The sequence below is a fragment of the Halomonas sp. DP5N14-9 genome, from assembly GCF_019802175.1.
GTDB lineage: Bacteria > Pseudomonadota > Gammaproteobacteria > Pseudomonadales > Halomonadaceae > Halomonas > Halomonas litopenaei.
Genome location: NZ_JAHVHR010000001.1, coordinates 1 through 16,069, shown reverse-complemented (window position 1 = coordinate 16,069; position 16,069 = coordinate 1). Strand labels below are relative to the sequence as shown.

16 protein-coding genes and 1 pseudogene are annotated in these 16,069 nt (G+C 61.8%); 14 read left to right on the top strand and 3 right to left on the bottom strand.

Annotation, left to right across the window (positions count from 1 at the left end; translation table 11 throughout):
* Positions 1 to 12 precede the first annotated feature (12 nt).
* From KUW00_RS00085 to KUW00_RS00055, 7 genes are all read left to right on the top strand, one after another.
* On the top strand, positions 13 to 2,211 hold the full coding sequence (locus KUW00_RS00085; protein ID WP_035470168.1) for a heavy metal translocating P-type ATPase: 2,199 nt from the start codon (positions 13 to 15) through the stop codon (positions 2,209 to 2,211).
* Positions 2,208 to 2,711, top strand: a complete 504-nt coding sequence (gene lspA / locus KUW00_RS00080) for a signal peptidase II (protein ID WP_035470171.1) — start codon at positions 2,208 to 2,210, stop codon at positions 2,709 to 2,711. Before KUW00_RS00085 ends, lspA begins: the two co-directional genes overlap by 4 nt.
* 4 nt (positions 2,712 to 2,715) lie before the next feature.
* Positions 2,716 to 4,218 (top strand): apolipoprotein N-acyltransferase, encoded by a 1,503-nt coding sequence (gene lnt, locus KUW00_RS00075; RefSeq protein WP_035470174.1) that lies wholly within the window; start codon positions 2,716 to 2,718, stop codon positions 4,216 to 4,218.
* Between the two features lie 107 nt (positions 4,219 to 4,325).
* Entirely contained in the window at positions 4,326 to 5,315 is a 990-nt protein-coding gene (locus tag KUW00_RS00070) for a L,D-transpeptidase family protein (protein WP_231498568.1), read from the top strand.
* Between the two features lie 313 nt (positions 5,316 to 5,628).
* Entirely contained in the window at positions 5,629 to 6,402 is a 774-nt protein-coding gene (locus KUW00_RS00065; protein ID WP_071211138.1) for a cytochrome c oxidase assembly protein, read from the top strand.
* Positions 6,380 to 6,844, top strand: coding sequence for a copper chaperone PCu(A)C (locus tag KUW00_RS00060; RefSeq protein WP_035470183.1), 465 nt, complete (start codon positions 6,380 to 6,382; stop codon positions 6,842 to 6,844). The genes KUW00_RS00065 and KUW00_RS00060 overlap by 23 nt, the downstream gene beginning before the upstream one ends.
* A 10-nt stretch (positions 6,845 to 6,854) precedes the next feature.
* Complete coding sequence (locus tag KUW00_RS00055; RefSeq protein ID WP_035470186.1) at positions 6,855 to 7,433, top strand: SCO family protein; 579 nt, start codon at positions 6,855 to 6,857, stop codon at positions 7,431 to 7,433.
* Positions 7,434 to 7,606: 173 nt separating this feature from the next.
* Here KUW00_RS00055 and KUW00_RS00050 read toward each other — a convergent pair whose 3' ends face one another.
* Complete coding sequence (locus KUW00_RS00050) at positions 7,607 to 8,194, bottom strand: hypothetical protein (protein WP_231498570.1); 588 nt, start codon at positions 8,192 to 8,194, stop codon at positions 7,607 to 7,609.
* Here KUW00_RS00050 and KUW00_RS00045 point away from each other — a divergent pair.
* Positions 8,181 to 8,441 (top strand): annotated as a pseudogene (locus KUW00_RS00045) (MerR family DNA-binding protein); the annotation flags it as partial. The gene KUW00_RS00050 and the pseudogene KUW00_RS00045 sit on opposite strands and share 14 nt — an antisense overlap.
* A gap of 499 nt (positions 8,442 to 8,940) precedes the next feature.
* Positions 8,941 to 10,758 carry a hypothetical protein gene (locus KUW00_RS00040; RefSeq protein WP_146164642.1) on the top strand — a complete coding sequence of 606 codons (1,818 nt, stop codon included), beginning with the start codon at positions 8,941 to 8,943 and terminating at the stop codon, positions 10,756 to 10,758.
* 122 nt (positions 10,759 to 10,880) lie between these two features.
* On the opposite strand, the gene KUW00_RS00035 is transcribed toward KUW00_RS00040, so the two are convergent.
* Together KUW00_RS00035 and KUW00_RS00030 are read right to left on the bottom strand one after the other, a co-directional pair.
* The gene (locus tag KUW00_RS00035; RefSeq protein WP_231498571.1) at positions 10,881 to 11,198 is read right to left on the bottom strand and encodes a helix-turn-helix domain-containing protein; all 318 of its coding nucleotides are present in this window, start codon (positions 11,196 to 11,198) and stop codon (positions 10,881 to 10,883) included.
* 66 nt (positions 11,199 to 11,264) lie between these two features.
* Positions 11,265 to 11,960 carry an inovirus-type Gp2 protein gene (locus KUW00_RS00030; protein WP_222567962.1) on the bottom strand — a complete coding sequence of 232 codons (696 nt, stop codon included), beginning with the start codon at positions 11,958 to 11,960 and terminating at the stop codon, positions 11,265 to 11,267.
* 766 nt (positions 11,961 to 12,726) lie between these two features.
* On the opposite strand from KUW00_RS00030, the gene KUW00_RS00025 reads away from it, so the two are divergent.
* The 5 genes from KUW00_RS00025 to KUW00_RS00005 all read left to right on the top strand — a co-directional run bounded on the left by KUW00_RS00025 (position 12,727) and on the right by KUW00_RS00005 (position 15,875).
* Positions 12,727 to 13,059, top strand: a complete 333-nt coding sequence (locus KUW00_RS00025; RefSeq protein ID WP_035470198.1) for a hypothetical protein — start codon at positions 12,727 to 12,729, stop codon at positions 13,057 to 13,059.
* Between the two features lie 138 nt (positions 13,060 to 13,197).
* Positions 13,198 to 14,166: a DUF932 domain-containing protein gene (locus KUW00_RS00020; protein WP_035470200.1), complete on the top strand. Its 969-nt coding sequence runs from the start codon at positions 13,198 to 13,200 to the stop codon at positions 14,164 to 14,166.
* Positions 14,167 to 14,262: 96 nt separating this feature from the next.
* Positions 14,263 to 14,448 (top strand): hypothetical protein, encoded by a 186-nt coding sequence (locus KUW00_RS00015; RefSeq protein WP_035470203.1) that lies wholly within the window; start codon positions 14,263 to 14,265, stop codon positions 14,446 to 14,448.
* Between the two features lie 11 nt (positions 14,449 to 14,459).
* Positions 14,460 to 15,197: an ERF family protein gene (locus KUW00_RS00010; protein WP_035470206.1), complete on the top strand. Its 738-nt coding sequence runs from the start codon at positions 14,460 to 14,462 to the stop codon at positions 15,195 to 15,197.
* 60 nt (positions 15,198 to 15,257) lie between these two features.
* Positions 15,258 to 15,875, top strand: coding sequence for a lambda exonuclease family protein (locus tag KUW00_RS00005; RefSeq protein ID WP_261391907.1), 618 nt, complete (start codon positions 15,258 to 15,260; stop codon positions 15,873 to 15,875).
* Positions 15,876 to 16,069: the final 194 nt, after the last annotated feature.

Genomic DNA, 16,069 nt, shown 5'->3' with positions numbered 1-16,069 from the left:
AGAGGCAGCGCCATGACCGAACCAACGCAAGGCACCATCCCGTCGACGCTGACACTGCAGGTGGAAGGCATGGACTGCGGCGGCTGCGAGCGCAAGGTAGAAGCCGCTCTGGGCCGCCTGGAGGGCATCGGGGAGGTGTCGGCCAGTTCGGTCACCGGATCGGTGAGGATTCACCCTCAACAGGATACGACGCCTTCTCATGAGGCGATCGAGCGGATCCTTAACGAGCTCGGCTACCAGCTTGCCACCGATGATGAGGGAGATGAGGCGGATGCCGCTCCGGCCTCTTGGTGGCAGACCGCCAAGGGACGCTTGGTGCTCGTCACGGGGGGGCTGCTGGCTCTGGCCTTCGTTCTCCGCCTGGTCTGGCCTAGCCTAGGCAACTGGCCCTTCGTCGCGGCCACCCTGGTGGGGTTGGTGCCCATTGCACAAGGCGCCTGGGGTGCGCTGAAGATGCGCAACCCCTTCACCATCGAGATGCTGATGAGCATCGCCGCCTTGGGGGCCCTGGCCATCAATGCCGCCGCCGAAGCGGCGGTGGTGGTCTTCCTGTTCGCCGTAGGCGAGTTGCTGGAGGGGGTGGCCGCGTCGAGGGCGCGACGCAGCATCTCGGCCCTGGCGGACCTGACGCCGTCCACGGCGAGGCTGATGGAGGATGGGGATACCCGTGAGGTCTCGGCCGCCTCGCTCACGCCTGGGCAGCGAGTCCTGGTGCGACCGGGCGACCGCGTGCCCTGCGATGGACGTATTCTGACCGGCGAATCCGACCTGGATGAGTCACCGATCAACGGGGAGTCGGTGCCCCGCACGCGGGCGCCGGGGGACGACGTCTTTGCCGGCACGGTCAACCTCGATGCCGCCCTGGAGGTGGAGGTAACCCGCGGCGCCGAGGACAACACCATCGCACGGGTCATCCGCCTGGTGGAGGAGGCCCAGGCCGCCAAGGCGCCGGTGGCACGTTTCATCGACCGCTTCGCTCGCTACTACATGCCGGCGGTGGTGGGGCTCGCCCTGCTGATGGCGGTGGTGCCGCCGCTGGTCTCGACCATGGCCTGGTCGGAATCGATCTATCGCGCCCTGGCCCTGCTGTTGATCGCCTGTCCCTGTGCTCTGGTGATCTCAACCCCCGCGGCGATCGCTGCCGGCCTCTCGGCGGGCGCCCGGCGGGGCCTGCTGATCAAGGGCGGCGCGGTGCTCGAACAGCTGGGTAAGCTGCGGACGGTGGCGCTGGACAAGACCGGCACCCTCACCGCCGGCACCCCCAAGGTCACCGACGTGGAGGACTGGGCCACTGGCCAGGGCACGCAAGAGATCCTGAGGCTGGCGGCTGGGATGGAACGTGACTCCAGCCACCCCATCGCCACGGCCATCCTCGCCCACGCTGAGCAGTTGGGCCTTTCCCTTCCACTGGCGAGTGAGAGCCGCGCCCTGTCGGGCCGAGGGGTCTCCGGTCGGGTCGAGGGGCGTGAGTTGAGCCTGATCACCCCCCGCCACCTGGCAGAGCAGGCCGCCCTCGATCACGATCTGACCGCTCGGATCGCCGAGCTGGAACACGCCGGCAAGACTCTCGCCGTGCTGGTCGAAGGCGAGCGCCCGCTGGGCCTGATCGCCGTGCGCGATGAACCTCGCGACGATGCCCGGGAGGGGCTGACGGCGCTGTCGCGCCTGGGCGTGCAGGCGGTGATGCTCAGCGGTGACAATGCGCGTACCGTCGCGGCCATCGGTGACAGCCTGGGCATCGAGGCACATGGCGAGCTGATGCCCGAGGAAAAGGCCCAGCGCGTTCGTGACTGGCAGGCCGCCGGCCGAGGCCCAGTCGGCAAGGTGGGCGACGGTATCAACGATGCGCCGGCGCTGGCCGCGGCAGAGGTGGGCATCGCCATGGGCGGCGGCACGGATGTGGCACTGGAAACCGCGGATGCGGCGCTGCTCAAGAACCGCGTCGGCGGCATCGCCGAGCTGATCGCCCTGTCCCGGGCCACGCTGCGCAACGTCAAGACCAACGTCGCCCTGGCGCTGGGCCTGAAGGCCATCTTCCTGGTGACCACGGCGCTGGGCATCACCGGCATGTGGATCGCGGTGATGGCGGATACCGGCGCCACCGTGCTGGTGACCCTGAACGCCATGCGGCTGCTGGGCTATCGCTTCTCGCCAGGCAATAATGCCACGACTGGCTCGGCAAGCCCGCGCTACCAGGAAGCCACGTCATGAGGACAGAGCGGATACCGACAGTGCCGCGCCGCTGGTACTGGTTGGCATTGGCCGTTATGGTCGGCCTGGCCGACCAGGCCATCAAGGGGCTGGTGCAGGCGCTGATGCCGTATGGCCAGACCATCCCGCTAGCCCCGTTCTTCAATTGGGGCCACTGGTGGAACACGGGAGCGGCCTTCAGCTTCCTCGCCGATGCAGGCGGCTGGCAGCGCTATCTCTTCTTGGGCCTGACAGGGATGGTGACTATTGTCCTGACGATCCTGCTGTGCAGGCCCAGGCCCCGTCTGGAGGCGCTGGGGTACAGCTTGATGCTGGGTGGCGCGCTGGGCAATGGCATCGACCGCCTGGTACGAGGGTATGTCGTAGACTACCTGGACGTCTACTGGCATGAGTGGCACTGGCCCGCCTTCAACCTGGCGGATATCGCCCTGTTCCTGGGTGTCATCGCCTTTGCGATTGCGGCCTTACGTGAGCGTCCCTCCCCCAGAGCGTCTGAGTAACGGCATGGATGCAGAGAACCTGCCAGTCCGGTACATGACGCTTGCCGGCCGGATCTCTCCGGCCCTCGGCTGTTTCCTGGCCCTGACCGCCGGGGGACTGACCACTCTCAGCGCCGCGCCCTTTGCGCTGTGGTGGCTGGGCCCGGTGGCGGTGGCACTGGTCTATTCCGGCATCCATGTCCTGACACCCGCTCAGGCCGGCCTCCGCGGCTGGTGCTATGGGGTGGGCCTGTTCGGCTCCGGTGCCTCCTGGGTCTTCGTCGCGATCCACGACTACGGCTATACGGGGGCGCCCCTGGCGCTCTTCCTCACCGGCCTGTTCGTGGCCAGCCTGGCGCTGTTCTTCGCCGTCCCCTTCTGGCTCTATCGCCGCGTCACGGGCCCACGCCTGGCCTTCCTCAGCTTCGCCGGCATCTGGGTACTCAGCGAGTGGCTGCGCACCTGGCTGTTTACCGGGTTTCCCTGGCTGCTGCTGGGCACGTCCCAGGTAGACTCGCCGCTGGCGGCCTGGGCCCCGGTGGGCGGGGTCTATCTGCTGTCGCTGATCACCGCCCTGACCGGCACCCTGGGCGTGGAACTGCTGAGACGACGCTGGTGGGCCGCGGCGCCCATCGCTGTTCTCTGGCTAGCCCCGATGGCCTTGCCGACCCAGTGGACCTTCCCGGCCGGCGAGCCGCTGCGGGTCGCCCTGCTGCAGGGCAACCTGGATCAGGCGATCAAGTGGACTCCCGAGGGGCAGCGCGAGGCGGCCAGTATCTATACGGCGTTGACCCTTGCACAGTCCAACGACTTCGACCTGGTTGTCTGGCCCGAGGCGGCCCTGCCGATGCTCGAGGAGGAGGCCCGGCCAATACTGGAGCGGGTGCAGTCCAACCTCGCCCCCGACACCGCCTTGCTCACCGGCATCCTGCAGCGCGACGGCGGCGACTACTACAACGGCGTGATCGGCCTGGGTAACGCCGAGGGAAAGTACCGTAAGGCGCGCCTGGTGCCCTTCGGCGAGTACCTGCCGTTGGAGAGCCTGCTCGCCGGCACCATCGCCTTCTTCGACCTGCCCATGCCCACCATGACGCCTGGCACCGACGATCAGGAACCGCTGCGCGCCGCCGGAACCACCATCGGTAACGCCATCTGCTACGAGATCATCTATGCCGACCGGGTGGCCGAGCAGGCGCGCGACGCCGAGCTGCTGCTGACGGTCTCCAACGACACCTGGTTCGGACGCTCCATCGGCCCCCTGCAGCATCTGCAGATGGCCCGCCTGCGCGCCCTGGAGAACGGCCGCTATCTGATCCGCGCCACCAGCAACGGGGTGACCGCCATCGTCGATACTCAGGGCCGTGTCACGGCCCGCGCACCACAGTTCCTGGCGACGAGCCTCCGCGGCGAGGCGCTGCCCATGGTGGGGAACACACCGTTCACACGTACCGGTAGCTGGCCGACCTGGGTGTTGGCCGCCTTACTGGTGCTGCTTGGATGGAAACTCAACACACGTCGGTCTGGATGATAATAGTCCAGTCGAAAAGGGAGAGAATAATGGCTTTATCGGAACGTCACTCTAGTACAGCGAGGAAAGGTCCATGGTGGCAGCTCCGAGCACGCTCAGTGGTGGGGGTGCTGGTCGGTTGGCTGGCACTCATTAGCGTTGCTCAGGCCGAAGAGGAGAACGAGTGGCCCCGCGGCCACTATCCGCTGCCTGAGGAAGGCAATGTGATCGGCGACACCTACCGCATAACGGTGGATGATCGAGGAGATACCCTGCTCGATATCGCCAGGCGACACAACCTGGGGTACAGGGAGATCGTGCGAGCCAATCCGGATGTGAGTCTCTGGATTCCCGGCGAGGGTACCGAGGTGACCATACCCGGGCGCTTCATCCTGCCCGATGCTGAGCGCACCGGGATCGTCATCAACATCGCCGAGCTGCGCCTCTACTACTATCCGGAGGTTGACGATGGTGAAACGCCACGCGTTGAGACCTATCCCATCGGCATCGGTCGTGAAGGCTTCGGTACCCCCCTCGGTGTCACCGAAACCACCATGAATATCGAGAACCCTGCCTGGTACCCACCCGAGTCGGTCCAGCGTGAAGCCAGGGCACGCGGTGAGAAGGCGCCCAGCGTGGTGCCTCCGGGTCCGGATAATCCACTGGGGGATCATGCCATTATCCTGGGTTTCGACGGTTACTTGATTCATGGCACCAACCAGCCGGATGGTATCGGCATGCGTGCCAGCCGTGGCTGTATTCGCATGTTCCCTGAGGACATCGAGTCGATTTTCGACCGCGTGCCACCGAACACCCAGGTCCAAATCGTCAACCAACCCATCAAGATCGGCTGGGAGGAAGAGCAGCCGCTGGTTCAGGCATTCCCGCCGCTGGAAGAAGAAGGGCACAGCATGTCCGCGTTGGAAGACACCGTCACACGCCTCAACCAACGCGGTGTCGAGGGCTTGAGCTTCGATGATGGACAGCTTCGCGGCCTATTGGATGACCCCAGCGGTCGCATGGTGTCCCTGAACCCCAAGCCGGCGCCGGAACCGGATAGAAAGCACGACACTGGCTACAAGGGTATCTACGCAGAAATCGCGCTGCGTAGGCCATGACGACGACATGGCGAGTCTTGTCAGTCTCGTGAGCTGACTCGGTCGTGGCTTATCCAAGGTCTATCGCCCTCTGCATGGCCACTGGCGGTGCGTTGGGGCTCGGCCTTCCTCGCCTACCAGGCACCGAGCTGCGGGCTCTGGCTTTGCCTGCGTTTATAGGCCCACCTTGCCGCATGGTGCGGCGGGCTCCTAAGCTCACCATTGGCGTGCCGATTCTGGGGAGGGAAGGGCTATCGAGCTCGACGTCGCTCTGGGCTACCTGCTGCCGTGGGAGTTCTCACTGACCTGGTCGGCGAGCTGCCTGCTGGCCATCGTGCTCTACCTGCGAGGCCTGCGGCAGCGCAGACGGCGCGGCGAGGCCACCGGCGCGGGCCGAATCCTGGCCTACCTGCTGGGTGTCGCCACCATCTATGGCGTCACCCAGACTCATTACGACTACCTCGCCCAGTACATGTTCTTTACCCATCGGGCCCAGCACCTGGTGCTGCATCACGCCGGCCCCCTCCTGATCGCCCTGGCCGCCCCCTTGCCGGTACTGGCAGACGGCTTGCCGACTCGAATCAGACCCTTCCCCGGGTGGAGCCTGGCCGCGCGCCTGCTGCGTCCTGTTTATCGGACTCTGCAGCATCCACTGATCGCCCCCCTACTGTTCGTCGGGCTGATCTATTTCTGGCTGATTCCCGAGATCCACTTCGACGCCATGCTCAGCGCTGATCTCTATCAGGTGATGAACTGGAGCATGGCGCTGGATGGGTTGCTGTTCTGGTGGCTGATCCTGGATCGCCGCTCGCCGCAACAAGGCGGTCTCGGCTATGGCAAGCGTGTCGCCATCCTGTTGGCGGTGATCCCCCCGCAAATTCTCCTGGGCGCCTATATCACCTTCAGTCGCGACGTGATCTTCGATGTCTACGAGGTTTGCGGTCGCGCCTGGCCGCTGGATCCTCTGACTGACCAACTCCTCGGCGGCCTGCTGACCTGGATTCCCGCCTCGATGATGAGTGCCATTGGGGTTCTGATCATTCTCAGCTTTCTGTTCCGTGACGCCCGCAAGGAGGATGCCGCTGATGTCTCTCACGCCACACGCTAGTCTGCCGCGCCTGGCGAAACGCTGGTGCTGGGCCTTCCTGCTGCTGATCGCGACGCCCGGCACGGTGGCTGCTGCCGAACTGCAGGTCAGCGAGGCGCGTCTTCGGCTTCTGCCCGGGGACCTGCCCGCGGCAGGCTATTTCACCCTCACGAATACCAGTGAGAAGGGCGTCACCCTGACAGGAGCGGATAGCCCCGCTTTCGGCAATGTCACCATGCATCGCACTGTCAATCAGGATGGCATCACCAGTATGCAACCCGTCGCCCAATTAGAACTGGCAGCGGGGGAGCAGATCGAGTTCGCACCGGGGGGCTATCATCTCATGCTCATGAAACGGACTCGCCCCCTCGTTGTTAGTGACGACATCGAGGTGAACCTTCATTTCGCCGGCGAGCAGCGACAGCGTGTCACCTTCCGCGCCGTGGCGCCGACAGCACAGTAGGGGGAGCAGGATGCACCGATGGATCATGGCACTATTCGTGACCCTATGGCTTGCGGGCTGCAGCGAGCCGCCTTGGCAGACCAAGGATATCTCGGGGCTCATGCCTCCCCTGGCGTTCGAGCTTGTCGACGAGAACGGCAAAGACGTCAACGCCGATCAGTTCCTCGGCAAGAGCACACTGCTGTTCTTCGGCTTCACTCACTGCCCCGATGTCTGTCCCACCACCCTCGCGCGCCTCGACGCCGCCACCCAACGCATGGGTGAGGCGGCGCGCGACGACATTCAGGTGCTCTTCGTCTCGGTCGACCCTCGTCGCGATGACGCCGAGACGTTGCGAGAGTACACGGATGCCTTCGGCCCCCAGTTCATCGGCCTCACGGGGGATAAAGCGGCCCTCGATGAACTGACACGCCGCTATCGGGTGACCTACGGGTATGGCGAAGAGGACAGCGAAGGCAACTATGATGTGTCGCACTCCAGCGCTGTTTTCGCCTTCAATGATCAGGGAGAGGCGCGCCTGCTGATCCGCGACAGCGATCCTATGGAGGCCGTGGTTGCCGACCTCGAAAGGCTTGCCAGCGGTGCCTGAGTAGTCACTGTCCATCGCCCCTATCTTCCGTAGAGGATCGGTACGGTTCAGGGGGCTGCCGAGGGGGGCTTGGCTAGGAGTACGGTGCAAGGTTCGTCGTTGCGCCTTGAGGCAGCCGAACACGACGTTCGATCACATTTTACTCCTGGAAATTGGATGGGGAGCTGCAAGGGCTATGTGTGAGAGGGCTCCGGGATCAACTTGCCTGGCACCCATCTCAGGTACACCACCATGCCGAACAGCTCGACCAGCGACTGGAAGACGATGACCACCACGGCGGCTTGCCAGGCATCGGGCAGCGTCAGGGCGATGGGTAGCACCACGAAGGAGTTGCGTGTGCCGAAGCTGAAGGTCAGAGTCCTGGCTGATGGCGCGGAGAGCCGGAAGAGCCTGCCGAGGGTCTTGCCCAGGATGGCGGCAAAGGCCAGGTAGGCGACGAAGATCGGCAGCACTTGCAGCAAGACCCCGCCGAGGCCGGCCACGGTCGTCACCTGGGAGGCCGCGATGACAAAGACCACCAGTGCCAGCAGGGGTACGGGCAGTAGGCCCAGGCCATGAACCCACCGTCTGGCATTGAGGTGACGCTCGGCCAGCCGCTCGGTCACCCAGGCCAGGGCCAAGGGGGTGAGAATCAATCCCGCGAAGGCGCTGAGGAGGTGGGTGCTGATCGCTGCCTGGAACCACTCCGCGCCCAGAAAGAGCCAGAGATAGACCGGTAAAGCCAGCAACTGCACGAGCAACAGCGCCGACGTGGCGCGCATGAAATTCGTGAAAGCGGTGCAGCGGCTGGGATTCAGCCTGGACGAGATCGGGCAGCTACTGGCTCTGGAGGATGGTGCTCATTGCAGCGAGGCGGCGGAACTAGCGTCACAGCGACTTGACGACGTGCGCGCCAGGCTGGCTGATCTGACCCGCATCGAGGCGGCCTTATCCCGGCTGGTCGATGAATGCCATGTGCATCAAAGAAAGGTGTCGTGCCCGTTGATCGCTGCCCTGCATGACTGGTAGGTCATGACGGGGCTCGTCAATGTGGTGCTGCCAGCTTCTGGCATTCCATGCAGCCATCTGTTGAAACTGACAGTCTCGAAGAACTCCGACATGCGGTGCAGCGAAGACCTTGACAGCTGTTGGCGGCCAGCCGGTCGTCCATGATGGAGTTGATACGGCTGTTGGGTGGAAATTTCATGCGTGGCCGCCGTGGTCAGTGGGCTGTGGGTAGAGACGGCGACGTTATCGCGCCATGCCGCTCTGTGCGGCGTTTATGCCGCTACCTGATGATTTCGTATCTCACGGTATAAAAGCGGCCCGGGGCCGCTGTGCGCCATTTGTAAGGCAGGGGGTGGTGATCGAGACGACAAGTCGCCTCTACTGTCTCGGCCATGTAGCCGCCTGGCTTAAGAAGCCTGAGGTATCACAGCTAACGAGGGGGATCGGGAAGAGCGGATGTCAGAGGTCCGTGTGATAGGCTTTGCGAGATATTCGATGGCGAAAAGGCACGAGGTAGGGAATGACGGATCATGGTCAGGATAACCACGAGTCTCATCCAGTGGGACACGAGGTAGCCAATACCAAGCACCGGCGGCAGAGGTTTGGCCTGAGTGAGCATTGGCGTGAGCAAGCTCGGAAGGTGGCTTCTGGTGAGCTTGATGATGCCGCAGAGACTTCGCCTACGCCCGATACAGGACCCTCTTCCTCATTTCCCAATGCATCACACGATGATGAGCCACCGGCCACTTTAAAGTCCCTCTTTAGTGACCCCGATCTCCAAGCTGCGCTCAATGCTCCTTGGCCTTCCTGGCCGGCAGCGCCTGATTTGAGCAGTGAATCTGGTGCTGGGGGCATGGGGTTATTTGGAGCGCGCCAAGCGCCAAAGCAATCTCGTCACGATAGACAAGTAGCCGATGTCATGTCCATGCTTCAAGGACAGTTTTATCTCACTACTAATGAGTCGAGAAGCCCACTGCTGACTGATAAGTTTACGGGCGAGACTTTGCCACATTTCGACCCAAAGATCCTTGAGAGGCTGAAGGGAGAGTATTGGAGAACCTCCATAGGAAGGCAGCAGGATGTCTCCTATGGTGTCATCAGGTCTGCCATCAGCAATTTTGTTTATGGTGCTATCCCCGAGGCTGTTCTACCGGTTTACGGTCGTGCAGGCGTTGACTTGAACAGTGGTCGACGTGCGCTGATCTTGGGGAATCAATGCTTGATTTTTTCACCGGGCTTATCGAGCTATGAGATACGGACTGGGATTCCCCATGTCATGCCTCGAGAAAGCTTGCCGGTGTGTGTTCCTGATAACGTTGGGAATGTGCTTCCTCAATCGATATCTACTTTATTCGATGTCACTTCGCTGCCGAAAGATAGTGACCTGTTGGTGATTGCCTGGATGGTCATGGCCTGGCGCTCAGATAGTGCGCCCGTGTTGCTTGAGTTGTTAGGTGAGCCTACTCCTGAGCTGATCGATTCACAGAAGATGCTGAAGACGGTCATAGACCCGGCGAGTAGTCTGTTTGAGATCGAGGTTCCCAAGTCGATAAAGCAAGTGGATATTCGGGCGCAGTGCCATTACCTGATGAGTTTCCATCGAGTGGATTCGCTGTCCAAAACACAGCAGAAAGGCTTGCTTTCGATCATGCAGGGAAAGGCAATGGAGTGGCGCACGAAAACGAAGCGTTCTGGGGTAGATCTTTCCGTCCGTTGTGCGGTCATGCTGAATAGCAGCGAGAGTGTAGTGACCTATGCACCGCTATCCGACGCTACCTTGAGCATAGAGCTGGATGATGCAGGAGGGGGCAAATCTCAAAATGCTGTGGAGGATCGCAGCATGGCGGAGAGAACCATCATTCATGGCCTTCTCCAAATATTTGGCTATGTTAACCAGTTCTGGAGCCATGTTGAAAATGATCGACAATGCGACCGCTATGGTGGTTTGCGAGACCTATGCCGGATAGGTGTACTGGTGGCTGATGCTTTGGGTCGAGATACTGCCGAATTCTGGCAACAACTTGATGCCAACCAGCAAAGTCGTCGCGATTATGAGCTGGAGGAAAATCCTGTCGCGATGGCCGTGAAGCGTCTCATCGATGCGTCGGAAGATGGACGGATAGAGGCCACGGTCAAGGATTGGCTTGTGCTGCTCGATGGGTATCGCCCTGAGCCTGATCCTTCAGGTTCCTGGCCTGTCACGTCCCGAGGGTTGGCGGCCAAGTTCAAGCAGAGCAGGGCCTTGCTTGCGACGTTCGGGGTTCAGCTTGTCCCTCTCGAGAAACGTGGCCCCTATGGGCGCTGGCGTGCCTCATGCGATGCCTCTCGCCAGAAGTAGCGATGGGCTGCCTAGAGCGTGCAAACTGGTATTGGGTTAGACATTGTGACTTATAAATCTAAAAAAACATGAAAATCGACATCCTGCGGCGCTCATGTTGTACGATAATCCATCGCAATGTCTCAATCTCCATCGCTTTGGTGGGTCTCTACCCACTGTCTGAGCAGGGCATGGCCAACCCCCGAGGGCAGTCGTCGCCCCTGCTCCCACTCCTGCAAGGTTCGCACGCTGACTCCCAGATCGGCCGCCAGCGCTGTCTGGCTCATGCCACGAATCCGGCGTAGGGCCATGACGTCACGTAGCAGTCGACGGGTCGGTTCCTTGCGTTCCATCCTGGCGAGGCGACGATCTCCCCAGGGATCGTGGGATGACGATTCTTCTTGGCTGCCACGGGTGTTGTGAGGGAACGAGAGGGAGGGAAACATCGAAGTCGGAAACATTGCAGGCACCATGTTGAGAGAGGTAGGACGGGTCCGCCTAGGACGGACCCATACCATGTCACTCAATCACCAAAGACGACTGCCATCGAAGACATGCGCCCTCTGGCCGAACGGTTTACTGAAGGCCTTGCACAGATAGCTGGCCATGAATACCGCCTCATTCATGGCTATCCAGTCATCCCGATGCAGGGCGCAGGACCAGGGCTCTTTTGTGACCGGGTCTTTGCAGACATGGATCAGCTGATGGAAGCGTGGATCGTCATGATCGAACCCCATTGCCTTCAACCAGGAACGCATCATGCGGTGGTAGAGGTTGTTGAATGAGTAGACCCCGAACCAATCTGGACCGAACGCCCCCAGGCTGTCGTAGGCGTTCCTGTTGAGCATGATCATCAGGTGGTAGTGCGGCTTGTCGCTGTTGACCTGCTCGCGTGCCCACAGGCAGTGCAGCTGGGTCGGGTACTTGGTTTGCCTCCGCTTGAGCTCGTAGCGGAAGAAGTAGAAGAACCGTGCCAGCACGGCGTTGGTCTCATGCATCGGCAGACGCGGCATCTCATCCGGGAAGTGGAGATCCACGCGAAAGATGAAGGTGGAATGGTTGATCCGTGTCACGGCGTCAAGGGTCTGCAAGGACCGTTCCAGGTAGTTCACGACCAGTGGGCCATCTGTCCAATGCTGGACGTCAAAGCCTCGATAGATGTCTTCGTAGTGAAGGCGCAGCTTGTCGTTAAGCGGATGGCAGAGGGGGTGATGTTGAAACATGAGGAGATACCTCGCTGTGGGAATGGTGAAAGATTCCGCAGCGATGGTCTTGTCGATCGATAGGAGGATAATAGGAAGCGGTATGTACTGACCTTGATGTGATGCTGTCGCTCACTTGAACTTCATCATCAGGCGTTTTCCAGTCGCCTGTGAGGTCAATCCCTAGAAGGTCATGTTGGGTGATGGTTTCATTGGGAGTGGTCTGTATGGGACCACTCCTCGGATGATCCTTCATGATCCTGGATGGGCTTTCACAAGTGAGCCCATCATGACCTAGTGACCTATCCCTGTAGACCCTGTTAGGAGTCTAGTGAATCTCCCTATAATACTTACCCGTCAGTGACGCATGTCGGAACCCCAGGGAAACGCTATCCCTGGACATGCCAATCGCCCCAGTTTTCTGGCGAATGAGGTGTCACTAACTTTCTCGGGAAATTCCGTTATCGATCCGTACAAGACACCGCGACGCGATGACGTCACGGTTTCGCTGCATCCCATCTCACAGCGCTGTAAAATATTACGTCGTCCTGGCTTGTCATCCTGGGAAACATCGGACGGATGTTCTGAAACATGCTCAGGAAGCCGACGGAGGCCGGAAAACCCGGCTTTTTCCCGTAGCTGACGTATACCTCGATGATGTTGCGGGTGTGTCGCCCAGGATCTTGCCCGTTGTCGATTCAATCGAATTTCAAACCTGTACTACCTCCTTGAAGCCCCAGACGGGTGGCTTCGTTCTCATGTCTTTTTCGATGGAAGAGGTAATGTCATGTCCATGTCTTGTCCCAGCTGTGGCGCGTTGCGGGTCGTGTCGCGCCATCGCGGGCGGAAGGTAGGAGGCTCCACGGGGGCGGTGGCCGGTACCGCCAGTGGGGCGGCCGGCGCCTGGAGTGGCGCCGAGGCCGGAGCCCTGGTGGGCGCAGTAGGCGGTCCGGTCGGGATCGCTGTCGGCAGTATCGCCGGAGCCGTCTTTGGTGGATTGGTCGGTGGCACGGCAGGCGGTGTCGCTGGGGCACGGCTGGGTAGTCAGCTGGATGATCAGGTGCTCGACAATCTCGAGTGCCGTGCCTGCGGCCACACCTTTCGTCCCCATATCGATTGACCCCTAAAGATCCGTCTCACGAGTCCATCGCTGCTCAGCGATGATCCCGCGACTCCCTTTATCAACATGCTCACGGTCGGCCTGCTTCCTTGGGGAGCGGGCTGTTATGCAGTGCTCGACTCTCAAGGAGCTTTCCCCATGGCACACCTGATCGAACAAATGGCCTACGTTGGCGATACCCCCTGGCATGGCCTGGGCCAGCAGCTGTCTCGTCATCAGCCGCTGGAAGTCTGGCGACAGCAGGCCGGCATGGACTGGCACATCGAGGAATCCCTGGTGCGCTTCATTGCCGACGGCGCTGGCCACCTGGGCAGCATCCATTCCTTCCCCGAGCAGAAAGTGCTCTACCGCTCCGATACCAAGGATCCACTGTCGGTGGTCTCCCAGCGTTACAAGGTGGTGCAACCGGAGGAGGTGTTGGAGTTCTACCGTGATCTCACGGAATACGCGGGATACGAATTGGAGACGGCCGGGGTGCTCAAGGGTGGCCGCAAGTTCTGGGCCCTGGCGCGCAGCGGCCTGGGCGGGGCATTGAAGGGCCAGGATCAGGTCAACGACTACCTGCTGCTGGCCACTTCCTGCGACGGCTCGTTGGCCACCGTCGCCACCCCGACGTCCGTGCGGGTGGTCTGCAACAACACCCTGACCATCGCGGTGGATGGCACCTCCCAGGGCGTGAAAGTGCCACATAGCACCGAGTTTCGCCCTCAGCTGGTCAAGCAGCAGCTGGGGATCTCCGTGTCCCAGTGGGACGACTTCATGTACCGCTTGAAGACCCTGGCTGAGCGCAAGGTCAGCCAGGAGGAAGCGAGAACCTACTTCCAGTCGGTGGTCTGCAACGCCGAGGCGCCGATGGACGATCCGTCCAAGCTGCCCAACGTTCGCGCCCTCAATCGCGTCCAGAAGCTCTATCAGGGTGAGGGGCGCGGCTCTCAGCTGTGCACGGCGCAAGGCACCGCCTGGGGCTTACTCAATGCGGTCACCGAGTACGTGGATCACGAGAAGCGCGCCCGCAGCAACGACTACCGCATGGACTCCGCCTGGTTCGGCCAGGGCGCCGGCCTCAAGGACAAGGCGCTGGAGTCTGCCCTTGCGCTGGTGGGCTGATCATCACTCAGCAAAACATCCACCCAGCCTTTCCCTCATCGCGGCAGAGCGCCCGGCCCCTTCAAAGGCCGGGCGCTACTGTTTCAGGAGATACCAATGCAATCGCCCATGACGTTCGAGATATGCCGGGCCCTGACCCAGCTGACCCGTCAGCTGCTGGAGGCCGGCGAACAGGCAACCGAAACCCACGTTCTGGCCAAGGGGCAGGTCTATCGCGTGGCCGTGTCCCTGGAGCCGGTCCCGATCGAGCAGCTCCCTGACGTCATCCAACGCTATCGATAACGGAGGCCATCATGGCAACCCCTATTCATCCCAAGACCGCCAACCAGGCACCGGTCGCACAGGCCACCCAGGACAGCACCGCGATCATCCAGGTGATCGAGCGGGCCGCACTCAATCCCGAGGTCGACATCGACAAGATGGAGCGTCTGCTCCAGATGCAGGAGCGTGTGCTCGACCGCCAGGCGCTGATGGCCTACAGCGCCGCGATGGCGGCCATGCAGACCGAACTGCCGAGCATCGCCGAGCGTGGCAAGACCAACAACGGTCACTACGCCACCTTGGAGGACATCGTCGATACCGTGCGCCCGATCATGAAAAAGTACGGCTTCGCGGTGAGCTTCCGCATTCAGACCCAGGAACGCGGCATCCAGGTCACCGGCGTGCTGATGCACCAGGACGGCCATCGGGAAGAGACCAGCATGCTGTTGCCGGCCGATACCAGCGGCAGCAAGAACGCCGTTCAGGCCTTCGGCTCCTCTACCAGCTACGGCAAGCGCTACGTGCTCTGCGCACTGCTCAACATCACCACCCGCGGCCAGGACGACAACGGTCAGGCCGCCGCCCCGGTCAAACTCGTCACCCCTTTCCAGGCCGGGCAGATCCGGCAGCTGATCGCCGCCTGTCCTCCTGCGACCCAGGAGTGGTTCGTCGGCAAGTACGGCGACGCTGAGCAGGTGCCGCGCGGCGACTTCGACAGATTGCGTGCCTCCCTGCAGAAGCGGGCGCAGCCCAACCATCAACATCACTGATCGGGCGGCGAAGGGACCTCCCCTCGCGGCCTATGCCGTGTCATCGAGAAGGAGAACGTCATGCAGATACTGGCGCTGGACCAGGGCACGCCCGAGTGGCATGCCGCCCGTCTGGGTATCGTCACCATGTCCGAGCTGAAGACTCTGCTGGTCAAGGGCAAGGGACCGGGCGGCTTCGGTGCCGGGGCCCTCAGCTACATGCATCAACTGATCGGAGAGCGCATCACCGGCGAGCCGTCCGATGCCTTTCAGGGCAATGCCCACACCCAGCGCGGCCATGAGCTGGAGCCCGTGGCCCGGGAGCTCTATCACGAGGCCACCGGTCTGCCCCGCCTGGCGCAGGTCGGCATCATCCTCAACCACGGTGTGGGCTATTCGCCGGACTGCCTGGTGGATACCAATGGCTTGGTGGAGATCAAGACCAAGCTGCCCAAGTACCAGATCGAGCTGCTGCTGGCCGACGAGCTACCTCAAGAGCACGTCGCTCAGTGCCAGGGCGGCCTGTGGGTCAGCGAGCGGGAATGGATCGACTTCGTTAGCTACTGGCCGGGGATGCCGCTGTTCGTGAAGCGGGCCTACCGGGACGAGGTGATGATTCGCACCATCGCCGAGCGGGTCGAGGCTTCTACGAGGAGCTTGATCGTCGCATGGCCATGGTCATGGCGGCCTGATGCCTGATGAAAACCTGGTGGATTTACACGCCTAGTGGTTGGCAGTGAGGAGGTGGTGTCCTTCGCTGAGAGGGGATGGGCGGTCTCAATGAGCAAGTGCAACACCTGATCGATCAGGTACGCTATCGCTATGACTCATTGCTACCACCACCTTACTGCTGAAGAACGTGCCACCATCATGCTGATGCGTGAAGGTCACTC

Excerpts from the sequence above, each read along its gene's own strand:
- KUW00_RS00085 (WP_035470168.1), top strand. The coding sequence starts at position 13 with ATGACCGAACCAACGCAAGGCACCATCCCGTCGACGCTGACACTGCAG.
- lspA (WP_035470171.1), top strand. The coding sequence starts at position 2,208 with ATGAGGACAGAGCGGATACCGACAGTGCCGCGCCGCTGGTACTGGTTG.
- lnt (WP_035470174.1), top strand. The coding sequence starts at position 2,716 with ATGGATGCAGAGAACCTGCCAGTCCGGTACATGACGCTTGCCGGCCGG.
- KUW00_RS00060 (WP_035470183.1), top strand. The coding sequence starts at position 6,380 with ATGTCTCTCACGCCACACGCTAGTCTGCCGCGCCTGGCGAAACGCTGG.
- KUW00_RS00055 (WP_035470186.1), top strand. The coding sequence starts at position 6,855 with ATGCACCGATGGATCATGGCACTATTCGTGACCCTATGGCTTGCGGGC.
- KUW00_RS00050 (WP_231498570.1), bottom strand. The coding sequence starts at position 8,194 with ATGCGCGCCACGTCGGCGCTGTTGCTCGTGCAGTTGCTGGCTTTACCG.
- KUW00_RS00040 (WP_146164642.1), top strand. The coding sequence starts at position 8,941 with ATGACGGATCATGGTCAGGATAACCACGAGTCTCATCCAGTGGGACAC.
- KUW00_RS00035 (WP_231498571.1), bottom strand. The coding sequence starts at position 11,198 with ATGTTTCCGACTTCGATGTTTCCCTCCCTCTCGTTCCCTCACAACACC.
- KUW00_RS00030 (WP_222567962.1), bottom strand. The coding sequence starts at position 11,960 with ATGTTTCAACATCACCCCCTCTGCCATCCGCTTAACGACAAGCTGCGC.
- KUW00_RS00025 (WP_035470198.1), top strand. The coding sequence starts at position 12,727 with ATGTCCATGTCTTGTCCCAGCTGTGGCGCGTTGCGGGTCGTGTCGCGC.
- KUW00_RS00020 (WP_035470200.1), top strand. The coding sequence starts at position 13,198 with ATGGCACACCTGATCGAACAAATGGCCTACGTTGGCGATACCCCCTGG.
- KUW00_RS00015 (WP_035470203.1), top strand. The coding sequence starts at position 14,263 with ATGCAATCGCCCATGACGTTCGAGATATGCCGGGCCCTGACCCAGCTG.
- KUW00_RS00010 (WP_035470206.1), top strand. The coding sequence starts at position 14,460 with ATGGCAACCCCTATTCATCCCAAGACCGCCAACCAGGCACCGGTCGCA.
- KUW00_RS00005 (WP_261391907.1), top strand. The coding sequence starts at position 15,258 with ATGCAGATACTGGCGCTGGACCAGGGCACGCCCGAGTGGCATGCCGCC.